This is a genomic window from Mesorhizobium sp. B2-3-12 (genome assembly GCF_006442205.1).
Taxonomy (GTDB): Bacteria; Pseudomonadota; Alphaproteobacteria; order Rhizobiales; family Rhizobiaceae; genus Mesorhizobium.
The window spans coordinates 476623-495899 of sequence record NZ_VFVR01000003.1; the positions used below are offsets into that span (position 1 = coordinate 476623).

General features: G+C 63.2%; 17 protein-coding genes. 3 read left to right on the top strand and 14 right to left on the bottom strand.

Going from position 1 to position 19277, the window contains the following annotated elements:
• Positions 1-48 precede the first annotated feature (48 nt).
• Complete coding sequence (locus FJ948_RS12535; RefSeq protein WP_140704716.1) at positions 49-2400, bottom strand: membrane-bound PQQ-dependent dehydrogenase, glucose/quinate/shikimate family; 2352 nt, start codon at positions 2398-2400, stop codon at positions 49-51.
• Between the two features lie 170 nt (positions 2401-2570).
• Here FJ948_RS12535 and FJ948_RS12540 point away from each other — a divergent pair, with 170 nt between their 5' ends.
• On the top strand, positions 2571-3023 hold the full coding sequence (locus FJ948_RS12540; protein WP_140704718.1) for a MarR family transcriptional regulator: 453 nt from the start codon (positions 2571-2573) through the stop codon (positions 3021-3023).
• Between the two features lie 3 nt (positions 3024-3026).
• On the opposite strand, the gene FJ948_RS12545 is transcribed toward FJ948_RS12540, so the two are convergent.
• The 3 genes from FJ948_RS12545 to FJ948_RS12555 all read right to left on the bottom strand — a co-directional run bounded on the left by FJ948_RS12545 (position 3027) and on the right by FJ948_RS12555 (position 5707).
• Positions 3027-4403 (bottom strand): FAD-containing oxidoreductase, encoded by a 1377-nt coding sequence (locus FJ948_RS12545; RefSeq protein ID WP_140705056.1) that lies wholly within the window; start codon positions 4401-4403, stop codon positions 3027-3029.
• Positions 4404-4414: 11 nt separating this feature from the next.
• Positions 4415-4876: a DUF4126 domain-containing protein gene (locus FJ948_RS12550; RefSeq protein ID WP_140704720.1), complete on the bottom strand. Its 462-nt coding sequence runs from the start codon at positions 4874-4876 to the stop codon at positions 4415-4417.
• Positions 4877-5059: 183 nt separating this feature from the next.
• Positions 5060-5707 carry a glutathione S-transferase family protein gene (locus tag FJ948_RS12555; protein WP_140704722.1) on the bottom strand — a complete coding sequence of 216 codons (648 nt, stop codon included), beginning with the start codon at positions 5705-5707 and terminating at the stop codon, positions 5060-5062.
• A 191-nt stretch (positions 5708-5898) separates the two neighbouring features.
• Between FJ948_RS12555 and FJ948_RS12560 the strand changes: the two genes are divergently transcribed.
• Positions 5899-6456: a sugar O-acetyltransferase gene (locus tag FJ948_RS12560; protein WP_140704724.1), complete on the top strand. Its 558-nt coding sequence runs from the start codon at positions 5899-5901 to the stop codon at positions 6454-6456.
• 18 nt (positions 6457-6474) lie between these two features.
• Here FJ948_RS12560 and FJ948_RS12565 read toward each other — a convergent pair whose 3' ends face one another.
• Complete coding sequence (locus tag FJ948_RS12565) at positions 6475-7470, bottom strand: helix-turn-helix domain-containing protein (RefSeq protein WP_140704727.1); 996 nt, start codon at positions 7468-7470, stop codon at positions 6475-6477.
• A gap of 122 nt (positions 7471-7592) precedes the next feature.
• Here FJ948_RS12565 and FJ948_RS12570 point away from each other — a divergent pair, with 122 nt between their 5' ends.
• On the top strand, positions 7593-8237 hold the full coding sequence (locus tag FJ948_RS12570; protein WP_140704729.1) for a cysteine hydrolase family protein: 645 nt from the start codon (positions 7593-7595) through the stop codon (positions 8235-8237).
• Positions 8238-8304: 67 nt separating this feature from the next.
• Here the strand turns inward: FJ948_RS12570 and FJ948_RS12575 are convergent, their stop codons facing one another.
• From FJ948_RS12575 to FJ948_RS12620, 9 genes are all read right to left on the bottom strand, one after another.
• On the bottom strand, positions 8305-9984 hold the full coding sequence (locus FJ948_RS12575) for a formate--tetrahydrofolate ligase (protein ID WP_140704732.1): 1680 nt from the start codon (positions 9982-9984) through the stop codon (positions 8305-8307).
• Positions 9985-10350: 366 nt separating this feature from the next.
• Positions 10351-11475: a DUF2333 family protein gene (locus tag FJ948_RS12585; RefSeq protein ID WP_140704736.1), complete on the bottom strand. Its 1125-nt coding sequence runs from the start codon at positions 11473-11475 to the stop codon at positions 10351-10353.
• Positions 11476-11578: 103 nt separating this feature from the next.
• A complete protein-coding gene (locus FJ948_RS12590) occupies positions 11579-12889 on the bottom strand; it encodes a DUF6638 family protein (RefSeq protein WP_140704738.1) in 1311 nt (436 codons plus the stop codon).
• Between the two features lie 64 nt (positions 12890-12953).
• The gene (locus FJ948_RS12595) at positions 12954-13364 is read right to left on the bottom strand and encodes a DUF559 domain-containing protein (protein WP_140705058.1); all 411 of its coding nucleotides are present in this window, start codon (positions 13362-13364) and stop codon (positions 12954-12956) included.
• Between the two features lie 62 nt (positions 13365-13426).
• Positions 13427-15331, bottom strand: coding sequence for an ATP-binding protein (locus FJ948_RS12600; protein WP_140704740.1), 1905 nt, complete (start codon positions 15329-15331; stop codon positions 13427-13429).
• Between the two features lie 18 nt (positions 15332-15349).
• The gene (locus tag FJ948_RS12605) at positions 15350-16123 is read right to left on the bottom strand and encodes a Fic family protein (protein ID WP_140704742.1); all 774 of its coding nucleotides are present in this window, start codon (positions 16121-16123) and stop codon (positions 15350-15352) included.
• A 48-nt stretch (positions 16124-16171) separates the two neighbouring features.
• Entirely contained in the window at positions 16172-17317 is a 1146-nt protein-coding gene (locus tag FJ948_RS12610) for a hypothetical protein (protein ID WP_140704744.1), read from the bottom strand.
• A gap of 39 nt (positions 17318-17356) precedes the next feature.
• Entirely contained in the window at positions 17357-18445 is a 1089-nt protein-coding gene (locus FJ948_RS12615) for a hypothetical protein (protein ID WP_140704746.1), read from the bottom strand.
• Between the two features lie 319 nt (positions 18446-18764).
• The gene (locus FJ948_RS12620) at positions 18765-19154 is read right to left on the bottom strand and encodes a cytochrome c family protein (protein WP_140704748.1); all 390 of its coding nucleotides are present in this window, start codon (positions 19152-19154) and stop codon (positions 18765-18767) included.
• Positions 19155-19277 lie beyond the last annotated feature (123 nt).

Sequence of the window (19277 nt, forward strand, 5' to 3'; positions counted from 1 at the left end):
GGCGCCCCGTTGGGGATCATCGATGTGATGTCGAAGAAATTTGCAGGGTCATGGCGCCTTCGGTAAGGCATAGGCGATGATGTAGTCGCCGCGATCGGGTGATTGGCGTGCGCCGCCGGCCGAGACGACGACGAACTGGCGGCCGCTTTCGGGCGAAGTGTAGGTCATCGGTGTTGCCTGCGCGCCGACCGGCAAGCGGCCCTTCCAGATTTCCTCACCGGTGGCAATGTCGATGGCACGCAGATAATAATCCTGCGTGCCGGCATAGAAGACGAGGCCGCCCGCCGTCGTCACCGGTCCGCCGAGTGACGGCATGCCGATCGGGATCCGCAGTCCGGTCTTCATGCCGAGCGGGCCGGTGTCCTGCAGCGTGCCGGCCGGAACCTGCCAGACGAGTTTTCGCGTGTTGAGGTCGATGGCGCTGATCGTGCCATAGGGCGGCTGATGGCAGGGCACGCCGAGCGGCGACATGAAGCCGTTCTTGAGCGCGCCATAAGGCGTGCCGAGCTGGGTGCCCAGACCGTCATGCGCCGCCGAGGGGCCGTAACCGTCGGCCTCGGCGCGCGGCAGCAGCACGACGAATTGCGGCATGCGGATGTCGTTGACGATCAGATAGCCGTTGGCCTCGTCGATCGAAGCGCTGCCCCAGTTCATGCCGCCATAATAGCCGGGAAATTGCAGCGAACGCGTCGGACCCGGCGGCGTGAACTCGCCTTCGTAGCGCAGCTTCTTGAAGCCGATGCGGCAATAGAGCTGGTCGAACGGGGTGGCGCCCCACATGCTGGCCTCGGTGAAAGGCTGATCGCCGATCGAGGGCATGCCGACCGAATAGGGCTGGGTCGGCGACAGGAAATCCTCCTTGGCGCCGCCATCCTGCGGTACCGGCTTTTCCCGCACTTCGGCGATCGGCTTGCCGTCGCGGCGGTCGAGCATGAAGATCTGACCTCGCTTGGTCACCTGGATCAGCGCCGGCACCGTGCCGCCCTTGCCATCCGGCACGTCATACAGCGCCGGCTGCGAGGGCAGGTCGTAGTCCCACAGATCGTGATGCACGGTCTGGAATTTCCAGCGCTCGCGGCCGGTGGCGATGTCGAGCGCGACGACAGAGGCGGTGTAGTCCTCCGCCGCCTTGGAGCGTTCGGCGCCGAAGAAGTCGGGCGTGGCGTTGCCGGTCGGCAAATAGACGAGGCCGAGGGCCTCGTCGTAGCTTGGCGTCGACCAGACATTGGGCGTACCGCGCGTGTAGCTCTGGCCTTCCGGCGGCAGTTTGGTGATTGCGGGATTGCCGAGGTCCCAGGCCCAGACCAGCTCGCCGGTCCTGGCGCTGAAGGCCCTGACGGCGCCGGAGGGTTCGCCTGTCTCGACATTGTCCCAGACCCAGCCGCCAACCATGATCAGGTCACGCATGACCGTCGGTGCCGAAGTCTGGAAGTAGAAGCCGGCCTTGACCTCGCCCATGCCTTGCTTGAGGTCGACCGTGCCGCCCTGGCCGAAATCCGGGCAGGGTTGGCCGGTCTTGGCGTCGATCTCGATCAGCCGCGCATCGATGGTGGTCATGACGATGCGGCTGGCACATGCGGCAGGCGCCGCGCCGCCGGCAGCGGGTTCGTAATAGCTTACGCCTCGGCAACGTTGCCACAGCGGCCCCGAGGCCTTCGGGTCGAACTTCCAGCGCGGCTCGCCGGTCTCGGCGTTGAGAGCGTTGACGACATTCTTCGAGGAACAGGTGTAGACGGTGTCGCCGATCTGCAGCGGCGTGTTCTGGTCCTCGGCGCCCTTGACCGGGATATCGCCGGTGCGGAAGGTCCAGGCGACCTTCAGGTCCTTCACGTTGTCCTTGTTGATCTGGCCGATTGGCGCGTAGCGCGTACCGGCGGGGGTGCGGCCGTAATGGCGCCAGTCGCTGCTGGTGGCCAGGGCGGCGGACGGCGGGGTTTCGCTGGCCGACGCCGTTTCGCGGATCACGCCATGCGGCTGGAAGGCGTAGGCGGCGGTGGCGATCAAGCCGAGGACGAGGATGCCCGCAGCGGCGAACGGGCCGCGCCTGCCGCTGGGCGATGACGGGAACAGCGGTGTCAAAAGGAGGGCGATCACCGCCAGCACGGCTGGAGCGACCAGTCGCGGCACCAGCGGCCAGAAATTCAATCCGGCCTCCCACAACGCCCAGGGTACCGTGGCGAGGAAGATGAGGATGTAGAGCCAGAATCCGGCCTTCCGGCGCAGTGCGTGGAGAAAACCGGAGATGATGATGCCGACGCCCGCCAGCGCATAATACCAGGACCCGCCGAGGCCGATGAGCTGGACGCCGCCATAGAGCAGCGGCAGGCCGATGATCATCAGCACCAGGCCGAAAAGGACGAGCAGCCAGACGCCGCGGGAGCCGTTGGTATCTTGTGACATGTCGGACCTCACATTTTCCCGGGTTCGGCGCCTCGCGGTCGCGGCGGCCAAAAGGGACCGTCAGGGCGATCTTGGAGCTCGGTCGTCGGCGTCCGGTTGTGGCGACGGGGGCTTCGCCAGCGAAAAGAATTTTGTCGCAACCTAATAGATAGCATGTTATCTTTTCCGTCATGCCCAAGCAAGACCCGGATCGAGCCAGATTTGGCCAACTCGTTATATCAGTGGCGAGGCTGTGGCGCCGCGCGGCCGACAAGGCGCTCGACGATTGCGGCCTGTCGCATGCCACCGCCATGCCGTTGGTGATGCTGTCGCGGCTTGGCGACAATCTGCGCCAGGGGGTGCTTGCCGACCATCTCGGCTTCGAAGGGCCGTCGCTGGTGCGCATCGTCGATCTGCTGGTCGAGGAGGGCTTGGTAAGGCGCATGGAGGACGCCGCCGACCGGCGCGCCAAGATCCTGTCGCTGACCGATGCCGGGCGCAGCCGCGTCACCGAGATCGAGCGCCTGCTGGCGGTGCTGCGCGCCGACCTGCTGAGCGATGTCGGCGCCGACGAATTGAAAGGGGCCGTGCTGCTGCTCGGCCGCCTGGAGACGAAGCTGACTGGACCGGAAGCCGGGAAATAGGTTTCAGGCCAGCGGCTTCAGCTCCTGGGCTATCGTCGGCAACAGCTCCGAAACCGTGGGGTGGATGTGCACGGCGCGTGCCAGCGTGTCGACCGGCGCCTTGGCGTACATCAGGTCGAGCACGCAATGCACAGCCTCGTCGCCGCCGGAGCCGAGCACCGAGCAGCCGAGGATTTCCCTGGTGTCGGCATCGACGATGATCTTCATGAAGCCTTGCGTCTCGCCCTTCTCGACGGCGCGGCCGACGCGGGTCATCGGCCGCTGGCCGACCAGGACGCGGCGTCCGGAGTTCTTCGCCACCGTCTCGGTCATGCCGCAGCGGCCGAGCGGCGGATCGATATAGAGCGCATAGGCCTCGATGCGGTCGCTGACTTTGCGCGGATCGCTGTCCAGCAGATTGGCGGCGACGATCTCGAAGTCGTTGTAGGAAGTGTGGGTGAACGCGCCCTTGCCGTTGCAATCGCCCATCGCCCAGATGCCTGGCACGCTGGTGCGCAGCTGGTCGTCGACCGTGACGAAGCCGCGCTTGTCGACCTCGACGCCGGCCTTGTCGAGGCCGAGGTCGTCGGTGTTTGGGTTCCGTCCGAGTGCCAAAAGCACATGCGAGCCGACGGCTGGCGCCTTGCCGGCCGAGAAGGTCACGGCGATATCTGCGCCTTGCCTGGCGAAGCCGATGTCGTCGGCGCCGACATGGACCGTTATGCCTTCGTTTTCGAGGATCGACAGGATTGCCGCCGAGACGTCCTCGTCCTCGCGGCCGGTCAGCCGTGGGCTCTTTTCGATGACGGTGACGTCCGAGCCGAAGCGGCGGAACATCTGCGCGAATTCGAGCGAGATGTAGCTGCCGCCGACGACGATCAGGTGGCGGGGCAGAACATCGAGATCCATCATCGAGGAGTTGGTCAGATAGTCGATGTCGTGGATGCCGGGAAGGTCGGGCACCGAGGCGCGGCCGCCCGTGTTGAGGAAGATCTTTGGCGCGGTCAAAAGGTCTTCGCCGACACGCACCGTGTTGGCGGATTCGAAGCGCGCATGGCCGCGATAGAGCGTGCATTTGTCCATGCCGGCGATCCAGGTCTCGAGCCCGGTGCGAGAGGCGCCCGACACCTTGTCCTTGCGCGCCTTGATCGCTTTATAGTCGACGCCGACCGGACCGCCGAGCGTCACGCCATAATCGGCGGCGCGGCGAGCGAGATGCGCGGCATAGGCGCTTGCCACCATTGTCTTGGTCGGGATGCAGCCGGTGTTGACGCAGGTGCCCCCGACCAGCTTGCGCTCGATCAGCGCCACGGTCATGCCGGCGGCCGTCAGCCGACCCGCCAATGGCGTACCGGCCTGGCCAGCGCCGATGATGATGGCGTCGAAGGTTTTCGTGTTCAAGGTCTGGGCCGTCATGCCACCGCCGCCACGATCAGCAGGCCGCCGATGATGGCAACCGCGTCCTCGATGAAGGCGGCGGGCGGATCCTTGCCGAAGGCGGCCGCCAGACGGCCGCGCGCTTCGGCGCCGCCCAGCGTGCCGATGACCGCGCCGATGGCGCCGGCGATCAGGCACACGATGGTGGCGCCGCCGGCCGCGCCGACCACCGCGCCCGAGAAGGCGCCGAGCAGGATGCGGGCGCCGAACTGCTGCGGCACCTTGCGGCTTGGCGTCGACGGCAACTGGTCGGTGACCAGTTCGACGATGGCCAGGATGGTGAAGATGCCGACAGCGGCCCAATGGCTCATGAAGCTCGCCCAGGTGCCGGCGACCGGCAGCCAGCCGAGATAGGCGCCCCATGCGACGGCGGCGGGCGCCGTCATGGCGCGCAGGCCGGCAATGACGCCGATCAGAAGTGCGAGAATGTAAAGCATGGTCGATCCCCCTCGATCCCGGGCCGGAACGGCCCTGAAACGGCAGGCTACCATAGGCCGGATATTTGGCTAGGCCGGAGACTCATGAGGACGCGAAGCTTGGCCAGGCTGGAAGCGCCAAGCAATGGTCAAGCACTTGTTGCTACCGCAAAGCTGCTCGGCTCAGCTCCATCAACCGATGTTTCAGCTGGCTGATGGAGCGTTGACCGCGAATTGCGCGGCAAAAGCCCTGACATAAGCTGGTCGAGCTTCCCCACGAGCGACATAGGCGGCCAGGTTCTGATATTCGTCCAGAATGCCCGATGGTCTCAGTCGCAGCAGCACCGACACCATCAACAGATCGCCGGCGCTGAACGCATCATCGAGCCAGTCGGCGGCGCCCAGATGGGTCGAGAGCCTGTCGAGCCGGTCGCGAACACGGTCCTTCACCAGCGGCAAGCGCTGCTCGCTCCAAGGCTTGTCGGCTTCGAATATCCTTGCCGTGGTCAATTCGAGGACCGGCGGCTCGACGGTGTTCAGTGCGGCAAACATCCAGGTGATGGCGCGGGCGCGGGCATTGCGCTCCTCCGGCAGCAGCCCCGCATTTTGCTCGGCGAGATGAAAGACGATCGAGCCGGTCTCGAACAGCGAGAGGGTCCCTTCCTCATAGGTGGGGATCTGGCCGAAAGGATGAATGGCCAAGTGCTCCGGCGCCTTCATTCCCGCGAAGGAAACAAAGCGAACCTCGTAAGGCTGCCCCACTTCTTCGAGCGCCCAGCGAACGCGGGTATCGCGCGCCAGTCCCTTACCGCCATCGGGAGATCGTTCAAACGCCGTGATCGTGATCGTCATCGTATCCGTTTCCTTGCTCGGGCGAAGTTCTTCGGCTTCCTATCGAGGACGAATGAGTTACCGGGAAATCGACAGCGATCTTCAACTATTTTTGTCGCTGGGCGCGGATCGCGACGGCCTAACACCTGCCTCCGCGCTTTTCTGTTCACGTCAGCTGTGCTTTGGCAATGACGTCAAACGGAGGGACTGCCATGGCTGAGAGCGAACGCGCGAAAATGGCCGATGGTGAATGGTACACCTGCCTCGATAGCGAACTGGAGACCTTGCGGGCCACGGCGCGCGACGCGGTGTTCGAGCACAACATGCTGCCGCCCCGCGAGCGCGCTAACCTCGGACCGGCCTTGAGGGCACTGCTCGGCGGCGTGGGGGAGGGCGCCCGCATAGAAGCGCCGTTCCACTGTGCCTACGGCTTCAACCTGTTTCTCGGCAGCGGTGTCTTCCTCAATGCCGGGTGCACCATCCTCGACACCGCTTCGGTGCGCATCGGCAAGGGTACGCTGTTTGGCCCCAATGTGCAGATCTACTGCGCCGAGCATCACAGAGAGCTGGCAGGGCGGCGGGCGGGACTGGAGATCGCCAGGCCGGTCGCGATCGGCGACAATGCCTGGATCGGCGGCAGTGCCATCATCCTGGGCGGCGTGAGCATCGGCGAGGGCGCAATCGTTGGCGCCGGGGCGGTGGTGACGCGCGACGTGGCGGCGAACACGACCGTGGTCGGCAATCCGGCGCGGCCGGTCAAACGCGGCTGAGGAGACTTAGGTCGGCAATCAATGCGACAAAGCGAGCGTCGTGCCCTCGTCCCGGCCGGCTCGCCCGGAAAACTCGCGCCGATATTGCGCCGGTGAGGTCCTGAGCCGCGCCGAAAAATGCTGGCGCAGCGAGGTGGCGCTGCCGAAGCCGGCTTCGAAGGCGACGATGTCCATCGATTTCTCCGTCGCTTCCAGCAAGCGCTGCGCCAGTTCAACCCGCTGGCTGGTCAGCCAATCGCCAAAACTGGTGCCGATCGATTTCTGGAAGCGCCGGGTGAAGGTGCGCCGCGTCAGGCCGGCGGCTTCGGCGACGCTGTCGAGGCTATGCGTTTCGCCTGGTGTCGCACGCACCGCGTCGAGTGCCCCGGTGAAGCGGTCGGCATTGGCGGTTTTTGCCACGGGACGCTCGATGAATTGCGCCTGTCCGCCCTGCCGGTGCGGCGAAAGCACGACGTGCCGGGCGAGCCGCAGGGCGGCCTCCGCGCCATAGCGGGCGCGCACGATGTGAAGGCAGCAGTCGAGCCCGGCGGCGACGCCGGCGGAGGTGACGATGTCGCCGTCATCAACATAGAGCACATCGGCATCGACCGAAACGTCGGGATGCAGGGCCCGCAACTGCTCCGTGTATGCCCAATGGGTGGTGGCTTTTCGGCCCGAAAGCAGGCCGGCGGCGGCGATGGCAAAGGTGCCGAGACACAGGCCCACGATCAGCGCGCCGCGCCGGTGGGCGCGGCCGAGCGCGTCCTCGAGCGGTTTGGCCAGGGGCGCTTCGAGATCCTTCCAGCTCGGGATGATGACGATGTCGGCGTCGTCGAGCGCGGACAGCCCATGCGGCACCAGGATGCTCAGCCCGGCATCGGTCCGGATCAGCCCTTCCTCGGCCCCGCAGACACGGAAGTCGAAGCGCGGCAGGCCGAGGCCGGTGCGGTCGGCGCCGAACACCAGGCAAGGCACGGAGAGATGGAACGGGCTAATGCCGTCGAAAGCGAGGACGGCGATGATGGGGGTGGTCATGGGCGTTTCCAGTGTGGGTGAGGATTGTCCCAATTCTTTCGAATGATGTCAATCGGGCCACTTTTGTCTAAAGACAGGGAGCCTATCCTGGGCCGGTCACATCAAGCCCGAAAGGAAATACCATGTCCGAGCCAGCCAACACCACGCCGCGCCGCGCGCTCGCCGTCATCGACGTCCAGAACGACTATGATGGCGGCAATCTGGCCATCCGGCACCCCCCGTTCCGCGACAGCGTCGTCAATGTGGCGCGCGCCATGGATGCGGCGTCGGCGGCAGGCATCAAGGTCGTGGTCGTCAAGCAGATGGCGCCCGAGACATCGCCGATCTTCGCCAGGGGCAGCCATGGCGGCGAACTGCATCCGGAAATCGCCAGGCGTGGCCGCGACCATTATGTCGAGAAGAATTTGCCGAGTGCCTTCACCGGCACCGACCTCGAGGCCTGGCTGCGCGCCAATGCTGTCGATACGATCGCGGTCGTCGGCTACATGACGCATAATTGCGACCTGTCGACCATCATCCATGCCGTGCATATGGGCTTTGCCGTCGAGTTCCTGTCCGACGCCACCGGTTCGGTGCCTTACGCCAACAGCGCCGGCTATGCCTCGGCGGAGGAGATCCATCGCGTGGTGAGCATCATCCTGCAGTCGCGCTTCGCCGCCGTGCTCAAGACCGCCGAATGGATCGACTGCCTGAAGACCGGCGCGCTGCCGGAGCGTGACACCATCTATGCCTCCAACCAGCGGGCGCTGGCGCGCAACGCGGCGTAGGACGATCCCGCAAACAAAAAGGGCGCCGCGGCGATGCGGCGCCCTTTTCAATTGTCGGGACAAAAGATCAGAACAGGCCTTCGATCTGGCCGGCCTCGTTGAGGAAGATCTTTTCCGAGGACGGCGCCTTGGGCAGGCCGGGCATGGTCATGACCTCGCCGCAGATGATGACGACGAAGCCGGCGCCCGCCGAAAGCCTGACCTCGCGCACCGGCACGGTGTGGCCGGTCGGCGCGCCGCGCAGGTTCGGGTCGGTCGAGAAGGAGTACTGGGTCTTGGCCATGCAGACCGGCAGATTGCCGTAGCCGGCGTCTTCCCAGGCCTTGAGCTGGTCGCGCACCGATTTGTCGGCGATCGCTTCCGAACCGCGATAGATGCGCTGGACGATGGTGTTGATCTTCTCGAACAGCGGCATGGCGTCGGGATAGAGCGGCGCGAACTGCGAGGCGCCGGATTCGGCCAGCGCCACCACCTTGTTGGCGAGCTCCTCGATGCCGGCGGAGCCGTTGGCCCAGTGCTTGCACAGGATCGCCTCTTCGCCCATCGAGGCGACATAGTCCTTCATCGCCTGGATTTCGGCGTCGGTGTCGGAATAGAAGTGGTTGATGGCAACCACCGCCGGCACGCCGAACTGCCTGATGTTCTCGATGTGGCGGCCGAGGTTGGCGCAGCCCTTCTTCACCGCCTCGATGTTTTCCTTGCCGAGATCTTCCTTCTTGACGCCGCCATTCATCTTCATGGCGCGCACGGTGGCGACGATGACCGCCGCCGCCGGCTTCAGGCCCGCCTTGCGGCACTTGATGTCAAAGAATTTCTCGGCACCAAGGTCGGCGCCGAAGCCGGCTTCGGTGACGACATAGTCGGCAAGCTTCAGCGCCGTGGTGGTGGCGACGACCGAGTTGCAGCCATGCGCGATGTTGGCGAACGGGCCGCCATGCACGAAAGCCGGGTTGTTCTCCAGCGTCTGCACCAGGTTGGGCTGCATGGCGTCCTTGAGCAGGACAGCCATGGCGCCGTCGGCCTTGAGGTCGCGGGCATAGACCGGCGACTTGTCGCGGCGGTAGGCGACTATGATGTCGCCGAGGCGCTTTTCCAGGTCCTTCAGGTCGGTGGACAGGCACAGGATGGCCATCACTTCCGAGGCGACGGTGATGTCGAAGCCCGCCTCGCGTGGGAAGCCGTTGGCGACGCCGCCGAGCGAGCAGATGATTTCGCGCAGCGCCCGGTCGTTCATGTCCATGACGCGGCGCCACACCACGCGGCGGGTGTCGATGCCGAGTTCATTGCCCCAGTAGATGTGGTTGTCGATCAGCGCCGACAGAAGATTGTGCGCCGTGGTGATGGCGTGAAAGTCGCCGGTGAAGTGGAGGTTCATGTCCTCCATCGGCACCACCTGCGCGTAGCCGCCGCCGGCGGCACCGCCCTTGACGCCGAAATTCGGGCCGAGAGAGGCTTCGCGAATGCAGACGATCGCCTTCTTGCCGATGCGGTTCAGGCCGTCGCCGAGGCCAACCGTGGTGGTGGTCTTGCCTTCGCCGGCAGGCGTCGGGTTGATGGCGGTGACGAGGATCAGCTTGCCGTCCTTATTGCCCTTCACCGACTTGATGAACTCGGCTGAGATCTTGGCCTTGTCGTGGCCGTAGGGCAGCAGATGCTCGGTCGGGATGCCGATCTTCTGGCCGATCTCCTGGATCTGCTTTTTCTTGGCGCCACGCGCGATCTCGATGTCGGACTTCACTTCGGCCATGACGGCTTTCCTCTGGATTGGACGATGGAGGGGACGGGGTTGATGTCACTTGCAAGAAGGCTGGAACCGGACGCGCGGGCATCTAACCCTGTCGCTGCGGTTGCGTCAACTTTCATGCAACTATGTTTCCTATAGAGAAAATTCCTCTGCGGCGGGCCGACCTATCCCCGGTTCTTTATGGCTCCGCTTGCCGCGCCGTATAGAAGCCAGAGCAAGGGCGCTTCCGCCGTCTCAAAACAGCCGCACAATGCACGGAATGCGACAGACGCGACGGCGCAAATTCGCCATCTCCCATGCATGTCGTCCTCCCAAAACCGTGACCACTTTTGGGCAACATGCATTGGCCGTCGCTGACCGCGAATGCCGTTACTGCGTCAGCACGTTGCTGATTTCGACCATGTTGGAGCGCACGCGCAGGATGTAGAAGCCCATCGTCGTCAGATGGGTCGGCAGCAGCCAGCCGTCCTCGCGACCGTTGGCGATGATGAAGGGCTGGATACGCAGGGCCGACACGAATTGCGCGTCCATCGTATCCCAGAGGCTCTGCAGGTGCTTTTCCTTGAGGACGTCCTCGAAATCGGCCTGGGCGCCCTTCATCAGGCCGTAATAGGCATAGAGCTGGCCATAGGCGAACCAGTAGCGGTCGTCGGCGCGGGTGTCGAACCAGCCATTGTTGTGGTTCTCGGCGCGCTCCTTGAGGATGGCTGAGGTCGAGCCGATGTCGCTGGCGATGCGGTCGATATACTGTTTCAGATTGTCGGCGCGGGCATCGAAAGTGGCCTGGCAGGTAGCGAGCCGGGCATTGAACGAACGCAGCTTGCGCACCGCGTCGCGATAATAGCTCGGCGTCGGCGTTTTCGGGCCGAACGGGCTCACGCCGAAATACCAGGTGTATTCGTCGAACTGCAGATTGCCGCGGGCGTCCTGCAGGTCGGCGTCGATCTGCGAGGTCGTGCGCACGCGGCCGAGATTGTCGGCAAGCTCGGTCGCCGTGCGTCGCACCGCCTGGTTGATGCCGCGCTGGAAAGAGGCCTTGTTGTCCATCCACGGAGTGTTGTCCCAGTCGATGCCGAACAGGCCGAGCTTGTAGAGGATCATCGACGAAATCCAGGCATTCTGGTTGACGTTGAAGTCCGTCAGATCCGCCGCCACCTGGGCGATGCCGGAGTTGCCGCAGGTCTTGGCCGTGTCCGTGCCGGTGCCGGCGGCCACCTGCTCACCGGCCGAAACATTGCGCTTCTCGAACGTATAGGTGTCGGGATAGTTCGGGTTGAAATTGTTCCACCACTGGGTGGCGTAGAAGAAGTTGGCGTAGAGGCCGATCAGCACCAAAACGGCCAGGCCGACCACGGCCTTCAGGATCCAGCCGCGCTGCCCGTACCAGCGCCCGGCCCACATGAAGGGCCACAGGATCGCGCCGATCAGAAGGCCGATGCCGCGGCCGATCCACTGGAAAATCCGGGTGAAGAAATTCACGATCGGATCGAGCATGGCAATGTCACCCCCTCAGCACGATGCCAAAAAGTTGCGGACTTTTTGGATAACATCATGCACCAAAACAACAAGTTAGAACGCAATGACGGTTCATTTCGTTCTAGTCGGTCAGGCCGTAGAGGCGTGTACGAAACGCCACCTTGTCCTTCAAATATGTGGTTTTCAGAACGTCCACAACATGCGATCGCCAGGCATCGCTGAAGCCGTCATAGTCCTTGTAGAAGCCGTCCTTGTTGAAGATGTAGCGCGAGACGAAGTCCGACGGCACGAAATCCGAGATCAGCCGGTTGGTCAGCCAGGCGTCGGGATGGTCCGGCTTGGCGCGGATCACCAGGAAGCGCTGCTGCGGGAAGACATCCTCGATCTTGAGGTGGCCAAGCTGGGCGATCTCGCGCTTGGCGGCGTTGAGGAATGGGAAATCGCCGTCCCTGGTGATCAGGTCGGCATGGCTCTGGATCCAGGTCTGCAACCACACCTTGTCGGCATCGGTCAGATTGCGGTTCGGTTCGGCGTCGCGGATCAGCGCGCGCACCACCATCTCGGCGCGGTGTTCGAGATAGCCCGAGGCCTCGACCCAGGAGGCGCGCGGCAGTTCGATGCGGCCGGTGGCGGCCAGGAATTTGAACACCTTGTCGGCGTCCTTGATCGAGAGATAGCTCACCTGCCAGGGCCGCGAACGGCGAAATCCGGGGGCCGCCGGATCGCTGATCACCGTCGTCATGTCGGGATCGACAAAGACGTAGAGCCCGCCGAAATGGCTGGTCCAGTAGGCGTTGTGGCGGAAGATCACCTGGTCGGGCACCAGCGCGTTCTCTCTGATGTCGCCGCAGACCTTGGCGAGCTCGACCATGCGGGTCAGCATGGCGTTGTCGCGCCAGGCGTCGGGCTCCTGCTTCAGCCGGTCGACCAGCTTGCCGAGTTCGGCGGCCTTGCCAAGCACGTCCTCCGCCGACAGCACCTTGAACTCGACCTGGTTGATCGACAGCAGGTCCTCGATGTCGTTGACCTTGGGAACGGAATCCTCGATCTCGCCGTAGATGACGTCCTTGATGGTCAGCGCATCGATGGCGCGCTGGTTCCTGGACATGAACTCGAACATCAGCTGCGAGGTGTTGGAGAAGGCGGTGTGCACCACCGGCAGGTCGATCTGCGACGGCGTCAGGATGATGAAGCGGCGGTTGACCTCGTTGGGATCGAGATAGTCGTAGTCGCCGCACTCCTCGGCCACTTCGGGCGAAAAGCCGGTGCGGTCGATCTGGAAGCTCTTCAACTTGGTCGGCTTGAGGCCAAAAGCCGCCAGCGCCTTGTTGTAGCGCTCGATGAGATGCGGCTCGTCGACGGTGAGCAAACGGCCGTAGATGAGTTCGTTGTCGCGCAGGAGGTCGGGTTTTTTGGCTGGGTGGGTCACCATGCCTTCTCCCCGTTCACGGGGAGAAGGTGCCCGAAGGGCGGATGAGGGGCAGCGCCGACGCTTATCATTTTGCACCCGACGTTGGAGCGGGCAAAAACTTCGCGTCGATACCAATCATCTTGCGATCCAACCGACCGTCCAGGGCCGCAACGATCGTATCCAGCACGCTCTTATGGGCCGTAAGGACATCAGAATGCCAAACCCTCAACACCGACCAGCTGTTCCTGTTCATGGTCTCATCCCTGTACCGATCATGAGATCGATTTGCATGCTGGCTGCCATCGACTTCCACAACCAGATTGGCTTCACGGCAAGCGAAGTCCGCGAAATAGGGTCCAATCGGTAATTGGCGAACAAACTTGTAGCCATTCAATCGCCGTCCACGCAGTTCATGCCAAAGCCGTTCCTCGGCATCGTTTTCAACCTTCCGCAGCTCACGGGCTCTCGCCACTTTCAGCTCATTTCTTCCACGCACGGCGCTGCCCCTCATCCGCCCTTCGGGCACCTTCTCCCCCGTAAACGGGGAGAAGGAAAAGATCACCAATTGCCCTTCTTCTTCATCTCTTCCATCTCGTGCGCCGCCCGCTCGCGCAGTCTTGCGTCGCGCAGCAGTTTTTCCACCGCGGCGTCGTCGGATTTGTCGGAATAGCGGAACTCGCTGTCGGCGTAGCGGTTGATCTCCTGCATGACCATGTCAAGCGAGAACGGACCGCGCAGTTCCTCGATCATCGCTTTCTTGTCGTCGTAGCTCTTGTGCATGAAGGCTTCCGGCTTCTCGAACCAGTCGTCGGGAAGCTCGATATCCATGGCGCGCATCTTGATGGCGTCGGTGACGTTCTTGATGGCGCGGCCGGTGAAGCGCGGTTCGGCGTCCTTGATCAGATGCAGGTAGGTGCCGATGTCGGCCATGGTCTTGGGCGCGCCGTTTTCCTTCATGTAGCGCTCATAGACCCGCATCAGCCCGTCCTCCTGCGGCTTTTCATGCTCCTCATAGGCCTCGGTCACGGCGCGCTGGATCTCCTGCGCGGCGTATAACTCGTGCTTGCCCAGGGGGATCTCGTGGTTCTTGCCGGCGAGCAGCACGAAGATGTCGATATAGTCGTCGCGGGTCTGCGGCCCGTCGACCAGCCAGCGGGCGCCGGCGCGCTGGCGCAGCGCGTCGTCGACATTCTCGGGATAGTTGGAAAACATGCCGAACGAGCAGTTGCCGCGCACCACCGTACCCGCACCGGCGAAGGCGTCCATCAGCACGCCGGTGATCTCCTGCTGGCCGGCCGAGGCGCGGTCGTCGGAGCGTCTGGCGGCGACCTGGTCGATGTCGTCGATGGTGCCGAAGCCGATGACGCGCGGGTTCAGGACGTTGCTGATGAACTGGCGGCAGTTCTGGCCCGATTTACCCTGGTAGGACGAGATCTGGTCGACGCCGAAATTCTCATAGACGAAGGGATAGCCGGCGACCTGGCAGTAGCCGTTGACGAGACCGGCGATCATCTGGATCAGCGTCGTCTTGCCGGTGCCGGGCGCGCCGTCGCCGATGAAGGTGAACAGGAAGCCGCCAAGCTCGACGAACGGGTTCAGCTCGCGCTCGAAATCATAGGCCATCAGCATCTTGGCGAGCTTGACCGACTGGTATTTGGCGATGTGGTTGCCGACGACCTCTTCCGGCTTCTTGAAGGTCATCACCAGCGGCTTGGAGCGCTTGCCCGGCGCGACGTCGAAGCCGTCGAGGGTGAAGTCGTCGGCATCGATGCGGATATGGGCGCTCTCAAATGGGCCGATGCCGTCGAAACGGCCCTTGCGCGCCAGAAGCCCGTCGATGGCGACGCGGGCGAAGGCGCGCGCACGGGTCATCAGGTCGGTGTCGTCCGTCGAGCCCGCTATCGCCTTGTCGAGACCGGCCAGGATCGATTTCACCGCATCCTGCGGCGTGTCGAACAGGAAATCCGGCTCGGGGATATCGTTTGGCGCCTCGCCGTCGCTGTCGATGAGCTGGAACAGATAGGAGGCGAGGCTGAAGGCCGAAATATAGGCCGAAGCCGACAGCAGTTTCTTGAAGGTCGACGCCGCGTCGCCCTCAAGCGGAGCGCGGGTGTTTTTCGCCTGCAGGCTTTCGAGATCTGAGCCCTCGGCGAAGACATCCGATACCGCCAGCGCGATCGCCGTGCCGCGCCGGGCGCGGAAAAGCAACGTGTGCTGCGGGATGGTCAGCAACTGGTCGTCTGGATGGACGGCGCCGACGGTCTTCGACAGCTCGACCTCGCGCGTGCGGCGCACCGAACCGACCGAGACGGTGGAGACGAAGCGGCGGTTGGTGCCGGCAAGCGCCGTGCCGGACTCGCGCGCGGGATCCTCCAGCACCACGATGCGGGTGATGAAGCTCTGCGCCGTGGCACGGTGCTTTTCAACAGCCGCTTCCGGGATTGTGGTCAGGCCGGTGTCCATGTCAGCTCCTCATCGGGATTATTTTCCGGCTTCCGCGGAAGGACCCTGCGCCTGACGCGCCGCGTCCAGGTATATGTCCAAAGTCTGATCCAGCCTTTCGAAAAGCAGCTTGTCGAAAGCGACGTGCCCGCCGCCGCTTTGGTCGATCTCAAGCGCGGCAATGTAATCGGGGCGATCTTCCGGTCGGATCGCTACCGGCGGGTAGCCGCCTCGCGCCAGCACCAGATTCATCAAAAGGCGCGCTGTACGTCCGTTGCCGTCATTGAACGGGTGAATGGCGACAAAACGCCGATGAGCTTCAAAGGCAGTTCGTGGCGTGCTGGGCGCAGCGCTCAACCACCGGCAAAAAGCTTCCATCAGTGCCGGGATCTCCACAGGGGCGGGAAAATTGAATACGCCGACATTCGTATTCACGTAAGGAGCGCTGTCGGCGTATTGGCCGGCTATCTCCGGCTTGGAATTCGCCACGACCAGATGATGAAGATTGCGGATGTCCGCCTCCATGATCGGATGATGGTTCTTTGAAGCGATCTCGAGTACCCAACTCAAGGCGCGTGCGTGATCGATGGCCTCGAGGTGATCCTTGAGCGGCTTGCCGCTGATCGCGATGCCTTTTTCCAGAACGAGGGCCGTCTCGCCCGCCGTCAGCGTGTTTCCCTCGATGGCGTTCGACGTGTACGTTATGTCGATACGCTGGCTGTGTTCCAGGCCATCCAGGGCGCCAGGCCGCACTCTCTTCTTCAGCGCATCGAGCTGCCGCTTCTTGCTGGAGATGCTAGCCGCGGCGGTCATTGTTGGCGCCTCGGTGTTGCGTGGCTTTCAATGACACAAACAAGGTTCCTAGACATCCGATATGACCTGCCCATTCGACAGGATGTGAACCTTGTAGCCGGCGAAAATCTTCTGCGCCTCGCCGGCGGCGTAAAGCGCCTGGTAGGCCTCGTGCGGGATCAGCGCGTGATTCTCGTAGCTCGATACGCCCTGCCGCGCGGCTTCCAGGTCATCGGTGTTGATGAAGAATTCCTGCGTCGTCTTCTCGCTCGAAAACAACCCCTTGCGGCCGGGCTTCTCGCCCTTGGAATAGACCTCCTGGATGGTCCAGGTCAAAAGCCAGGCATTTTCGGGCTTGCGCACCTTGGCCAGCACTTCCGTCACCGTCGAATTGTTGTCGGTAATGCCTGCCGAATAGAAGGGACCGAGCACGACGCGCCGCAGCTGCTTGGGGTGCAGCGGCTCGAAATCCTTGTCGAGATTGACGGCGATCGTCGCCGGCGACAGCGTATAGGCCGAATTCTTCTCGGTGAAATCGTCGAAGCGATGGGCAAGCTCGGGGTTGAGAAGGCCGTCGACCGGCAGCGGAATGTCGACCTTGTCGTTGAGCTTGCCGCTGCGGTCGACAAGCTGGCTGACCATGCTTTCGGAAGAATCCTCCACCGTCACCATGTAGATCAGGGGCAGGTTGGCGCTGCCGTCGAAGGTCGCCCAGTGGACCAGATAGTAGGGCCGCGCCGTCTTCGGATTGACCGACACCTTGGCGGTCTGCGCCAGCGTGAACGGCCCGAAAGTCTGCTCGCTCTTGACGTCCTCGAGATAGAGCCGCTCGGCCATCGATTTCTGCAGCGCCTCGGGGAATTCCTTGTGGCGCAGGATGAAGTCGGCCATCTCCTCGCGCAGCTCGCCGGCCTGGGGAATGTTGGCGAGCCGGCTGTCCGCCTGGCGGCGGTCGTTTTCCAGTTCGAGCAGGTTCTGGAACACCGGGTAGCCGCTTTCGGCGCGCGAAATGCGGAACGTGTCCATGAAGCCCAGCCGGTTGCGCCAGCAGGAGAAGGACTTGTCGAGCCGGGCGATGTATTCGGCGACGATCTTGGCGACGATGCCGTGCCGGTAAAGCGGCGAGCGGTCGTCGCGCATGAACACTTCAAGGCCGCTGAGCGCGGCCGTGATCGCCGAGAAATACCGCGCCGCCGCGTCGTTTTCGGAGGTCATGCTATTGGCCCTGGATTGTCGCACCGGTGCGTGCGGCAATTATGACTGCACGTAATTGGCCGAATTGTGCTTCTTCAGCACCTCGTCGAAACGGCGGGCGAAGGCATCGTCGGCCAGCTTCTTGCGGCGCTGGATGTCGGCGCTGGCCACCATGTTCTTCTCGTGCATCTCAAGCAAGTCCCCGATGTGCTTCTGCGAGGCGGCGCCGATGCCGGCCATGGTTTCCTCGGCGGTGTTGTCGACCTGGCTGCCCAGCGTGTTGATCTTGTGGGCGACATCCTGCTGGGCGGCGGTCTTCAAAGAATCCTCGAGCGCCTTGTAGAGCACGATGCGCTGCTCGGTATCGATGGTCAGCTTGTTGATCAGCGTCGACTGCGCGGCGATCTGGTTGTTGAGCGAATCGACGAAGGTCTGGAACATCGAGGTGTAGCGCTCCAGCGTCTGGCTTTCGGCTAGCAGTTCCTGCTCCTTGGCCTGTTTTTCATTGTATTCCGTGGCGAGCTTGGAGCGCTCGCCTTCGAGCTGCGTGCGGTCCTTCTGGCTGGTCGACGCGGCGATCTTGTTCTCGATGTCGAGCAGCATCGGATTGAGTTCCTCGATGCGCTTCTGCACGGCTTCGAGGTTGGTCATGGTGGTCTTGCGGCGCTCGATCACCTGCGACAGGCTGGCCTCGGAGGTCTTGTAGCGCTGGTCGAGGACCTCTTTCTGCGCCTTCAATATGCCGACGATGGTGTCGGACTTGGCCAGCAGTTCCTGCAGATTGCCGGCGAGCGACATGTTGCGCACGCGGTCGGTGCGCATGCGCTGCTTGCGCTGCGCCGAAAAGACGCCGATGAAGTTTTCCCAGCCGGTATAGTTCTTCATGCTCTCGAACTCGGCGCCGAAGACGTTGGTGGCGTCCTCAAGCCCGATGATCAGGTCGGCGATGTTGCCTTCCATCACCTTCTGCTGCTTCAGCACATCCTCGATGCGGGCGTTCTCGATGTCGAAATTGGCGTCGCCGATCTTCTTGTCGGCGGTGGCGAGCGTGTCGAGCACGGTGCCGGATTGCTCGATCTTGGTGCGCATATCCTGGACGACCTGCTTGGTCTTGGCAATTTCGGCATCGAAATTCTGCAATGTCGCCATAGGGGCCTCCCGCTTCGGCTTCCGCTCGCTGGTTGCGAACAGCGGCGAATATATGTGGGGTATCAGGGGATTGAAAGACGTGAAGACAAGGACGGCGCGAAAACAAAATATCCGGCCGAACCCTTGAAAGGCAATGGAGCCGTGGTCATAACGTGATCAACTGGCCGGCCAAGCCTGGTTCAGTTGATTTTGAACTTTCATGCCGGCAAAGCAATCAGTTCGCACTGAAGCGGGTGGTTCTGAAATTCGACAACAACTGACCATTTGCAGCGACGGCACGCGGGCCAGGCCGGGTCGTCTGACGACGAACGGCGTCCGCTCAGGGCTTGGGATCGGCCTTCAGATACGCGATGACATTGGCGATGTCGTCATCATTGGTCAGGCCGCCAAAGGCCATCCTGTTGCCGGGCACCTTCAGCTTGGGCGCTCTGAGGTATTCGGCAAGATTTGCCTCGTCCCAGACAAGACCGGCGGCCCCCGCGCTCTTCATCGCCTCCGAATAATGGCCGAGGAAGCTTTCGGCGGTTCCCGCCGTGCGGCCGACGACGCCCATAAGATGCGGGCCGACCTTGTCGCGGTCGGTCGCCGCCTCATGGCAGGCCATGCACCGGTTGAAGACACGTTTACCCAGCACGGGATCGCCCCCGGCCTGGGCGGTAACGGACGTGGCAAGGAGAACAAGGCTGGCGGACAAGACGGCTCGAAGCATGGCTGACCCCGGAGAGCTCTGGCTGAGGGCGGAAAATAGGGCGCCGACCTTAACAAAGGCACCATAGAATGGCGCGACCGCCAGAGGTGGCAGCCGGCTACCCGATGCCGATCCAGCGGGGTT

What these genes read in the sequence shown, in the direction of transcription:
- FJ948_RS12535 (WP_140704716.1), bottom strand. Translation starts at nt 2,400, where the DNA reads ATGTCACAAGATACCAACGGCTCCCGCGGCGTCTGGCTGCTCGTCCTT.
- FJ948_RS12540 (WP_140704718.1), top strand. Translation starts at nt 2,571, where the DNA reads ATGCCCAAGCAAGACCCGGATCGAGCCAGATTTGGCCAACTCGTTATA.
- FJ948_RS12550 (WP_140704720.1), bottom strand. Translation starts at nt 4,876, where the DNA reads ATGCTTTACATTCTCGCACTTCTGATCGGCGTCATTGCCGGCCTGCGC.
- FJ948_RS12555 (WP_140704722.1), bottom strand. Translation starts at nt 5,707, where the DNA reads ATGACGATCACGATCACGGCGTTTGAACGATCTCCCGATGGCGGTAAG.
- FJ948_RS12560 (WP_140704724.1), top strand. Translation starts at nt 5,899, where the DNA reads ATGGCTGAGAGCGAACGCGCGAAAATGGCCGATGGTGAATGGTACACC.
- FJ948_RS12565 (WP_140704727.1), bottom strand. Translation starts at nt 7,470, where the DNA reads ATGACCACCCCCATCATCGCCGTCCTCGCTTTCGACGGCATTAGCCCG.
- FJ948_RS12570 (WP_140704729.1), top strand. Translation starts at nt 7,593, where the DNA reads ATGTCCGAGCCAGCCAACACCACGCCGCGCCGCGCGCTCGCCGTCATC.
- FJ948_RS12575 (WP_140704732.1), bottom strand. Translation starts at nt 9,984, where the DNA reads ATGGCCGAAGTGAAGTCCGACATCGAGATCGCGCGTGGCGCCAAGAAA.
- FJ948_RS12585 (WP_140704736.1), bottom strand. Translation starts at nt 11,475, where the DNA reads ATGCTCGATCCGATCGTGAATTTCTTCACCCGGATTTTCCAGTGGATC.
- FJ948_RS12590 (WP_140704738.1), bottom strand. Translation starts at nt 12,889, where the DNA reads ATGGTGACCCACCCAGCCAAAAAACCCGACCTCCTGCGCGACAACGAA.
- FJ948_RS12600 (WP_140704740.1), bottom strand. Translation starts at nt 15,331, where the DNA reads ATGGACACCGGCCTGACCACAATCCCGGAAGCGGCTGTTGAAAAGCAC.
- FJ948_RS12605 (WP_140704742.1), bottom strand. Translation starts at nt 16,123, where the DNA reads ATGACCGCCGCGGCTAGCATCTCCAGCAAGAAGCGGCAGCTCGATGCG.
- FJ948_RS12610 (WP_140704744.1), bottom strand. Translation starts at nt 17,317, where the DNA reads ATGACCTCCGAAAACGACGCGGCGGCGCGGTATTTCTCGGCGATCACG.
- FJ948_RS12615 (WP_140704746.1), bottom strand. Translation starts at nt 18,445, where the DNA reads ATGGCGACATTGCAGAATTTCGATGCCGAAATTGCCAAGACCAAGCAG.
- FJ948_RS12620 (WP_140704748.1), bottom strand. Translation starts at nt 19,154, where the DNA reads ATGCTTCGAGCCGTCTTGTCCGCCAGCCTTGTTCTCCTTGCCACGTCC.